Below are 2,819 nucleotides of genomic sequence, written 5' to 3' on the forward strand. Positions count from 1 at the left end.
GGCCGGCGAGCTTGAGGCCGGTCTTGATCACGAAGTCGAGGGCCTGGTTGACCGGCTTCTGCAGCTTCTCCACGATCTGGCGGATCTTCTGGCCGATGCCGCCGAGGCCGATCACGCTGGCTAGGAAACCGATGATGATCGGCACCATCTGACCCAGCACGTCGTTGATCTTGTTCACTACACCGCCGACGTTGCCGCGGACGATGTCGGCGACCGAGTCGATGACGGTGTTGACGAACTTCATGATCCGACCGGCGTTGTTGACGAAGAACATCACGACGTCGTAGATCAGCTTGCACGCCTTGATGAAAGCCGCCGCCGGGTTGAGCAGCCCGATCAGCCAGGTGATCCCGGCGGTGATGATCTTCGTGATCACGAAGTCCTTCACCTGCTCGAGGATCATCTCCTTGATGTCGCCGAGCTTCTCGATGAGCATCTGCCAGAGGCCCGCGACGCCTTGCGTGCGGATGACCTGGAAGATCTCGACGCCCTTCTCGGCGGCATCCATCGCCTTCGCACCGATCTGTTTCACGAGCCGGTTGCGGATGTTGGCCCAGGTCAGCCCGAAGATCGACGAGAGCAACTTGATGATGCCCTTGAGGTCGAACGTGTCGGGCAACTCGACTCCGCCCTCAGCCAGCGCCCCGAACAGCCAACTCATCAGGCCCTTGCGGAGGTGATCGAGGATGTTGTCCTTGAACTTGAGGATGCCGCCCTTGATGCCTTCGATCAGGTTGCCGAGGAAGCCGACCGGGTTCTTGATGATCCCGCCGACGACGTTGGCCACCCGGGCGAGCACGTTCTTGAGCATCGCGGCGAGCTCACGGATCGTGTTGATGATCGCCTTGATCGCGCCGATGGCCTTGTCGACCAGCCCCTTGTTCTCGGCCTGTAGGGCTTCGATCCGCTCGTCGAGCCCCTTGCGGGCCTCGACGTACTTGGTGGCAAGCGTGTCGACCACCGACTGTTGCTTGTCGTTGACGTCGCTCTCGAGTTGCTCGAATTTCTCGCCGATCTCCTTCGAGGCTTCGGAGCCGACCTTCTGCAGGTCGGTGGGCAGACTCTTGACGTAGCTCGCGATCTCGGCTTTCCCGGTGGCGATCCGCTGCTTCGCCGCGGTCAGGTCAGTGCTGACGATGTCCGCGACCTGCGAGATGACGCCGTCCATCTGCTTGAGATAGATCTCGCGTCCCGCCGCGTAGAACTCGTTCACCTTGTCGGGCATCCCGACCAATTTGTCCTTGGCCCAGCGCAGACCGCCTAGCCATCCGCTGTAGCGGTCCTTCTTGTACGCCGCCATCTTGGTCGCGACATAGGTCTCGAACGCCGAGCGGGCTCCGGCCTCGCCTTGCTCGAATGCCTTCTCTACCTTGGGGTCCAGGCTGTCCAGGATGTTCTTCACACCGGTCTCGGCGGCGGTGAAGATGCTCTGGATCTTCGCGGTGACCTCGGCCCGTTTTTGCTCGTCCTTGGACTTGGTCTTGCCCTTGTCCGCGACAAGTTTGGCTAGCGCGGCCCCTTTCGCGCCCTGCATGCCAGCCACGCCCGCGGTGGTCTCAGCTGCGGCCTCCGTCTTGCCTTTCTGGATGACCTCCTTCTCGTGCTCGCGAAACTCTCCCGGGGCGGCGTCGGCATGTGCGGCCGCGGCCTTCTTGTCGGCCAGCCCCTGCTCGAACGCCGGCTCGTTGGACTGCGCCAGTTGCTCCTCGCCGACCTCGGCGTCGGCCATCTCCTGGTTGGCCTCGTGCTTGCCCGCCTCGAGGTTGACCTGCTCGGCTGGGGCCGGCTTGGGTACCGCGCCCGCGGCCGGGATCGGTACGGCTTGGCCCGGCTCCTCCTGGGCCATCGGTGTGACTGGTTTCGCTACCGCCTTGGACTGGTCCGGTGCAGCCTCGGTGGCGGCCTCGATGTCCTTGGCCTGCCCCTCCTTGCCCCCGGTGACCAGGCCCTTGACCTCGCCCTTCACCTCGCCGGCCTTGCCTGACTCCTTGTATTCGTCGGCCTCCTTGAGGCTCTTCGGGGACTTTGCCTCGATGGCTGTCTTGACGGCAGCGATGAATGCCTTCTTGTCGAAGGTGCCCGCCTGCTGGGCATCCATCGTGTCGGCCTTGGCTGCTTTGGCCTGCCCGGCCAGGTCGTCGGTGGGGGCGAGCGCGGCCGCCTGGGCCTCCTTCGCCTTCGACGCTGCGGGCGGATGTGCCTTCTTGTCCTTGGCGAAGCCGGTGACCTTGCCCTTGACCTGGGCGAACGCCGGGTCGTCCTCCGGCCGAACTGCCGAGGGCGCAGCGGGCGGCTGGAGCAGTTGATCGCCGGACAGTGCAGCCGGACCCGGCGCCAGCGTGCCGCCGCCCGCGCCCCCACCTTCGGCCGGTTTCGGCGCCCCCTTTCCGCCTGCCACGGCTTTGCCACGACCGCCAGGCTTTGCGGCTCCGGCCTTTCCGAGCGGGCTGACCGCCGGCACCGGCTTGGGAGGCGGTACCGGCTTCTTCGCAGCCACTGAGCCAGGCCCGAAACCTGTCATGGTCACCGCTAGTGCGGACGGCGGTGGCTTGGGGCCTTCGAGCTCGACGGGTACGCCCGCCGCCTTCGCCGCCTTCAGTCCCGTCTCGACGATGTCGATCGCCGGCTCACCCTTGCCGATCTCCTTCAGTGCGCCGTCGATCTCGGTCACAGCCTGCTCGCCGGGTGACCTGACTTTCGCGGCCATCAGGGCGCTGACCGCTGCGTTGCCCGCGTTGCGCTGCATCGCCAGGAAGGCAAGTGGACCAACGACGCTGCGCGGGCGCTGGCCGTCGGCCCTTCGCTTGCCAGTGGTGAGG

At 65.4% G+C, this 2,819-nt stretch carries 1 pseudogene; it reads right to left on the bottom strand.

Annotation, left to right across the window (positions count from 1 at the left end):
• Nucleotides 1-2,819, bottom strand: a pseudogene (locus tag H0W65_RS12075) (hypothetical protein); the annotation flags it as partial.

This window comes from Sphingomonas sp. (genome assembly GCF_013816785.1).
GTDB lineage: Bacteria > Pseudomonadota > Alphaproteobacteria > Sphingomonadales > Sphingomonadaceae > Sphingomicrobium.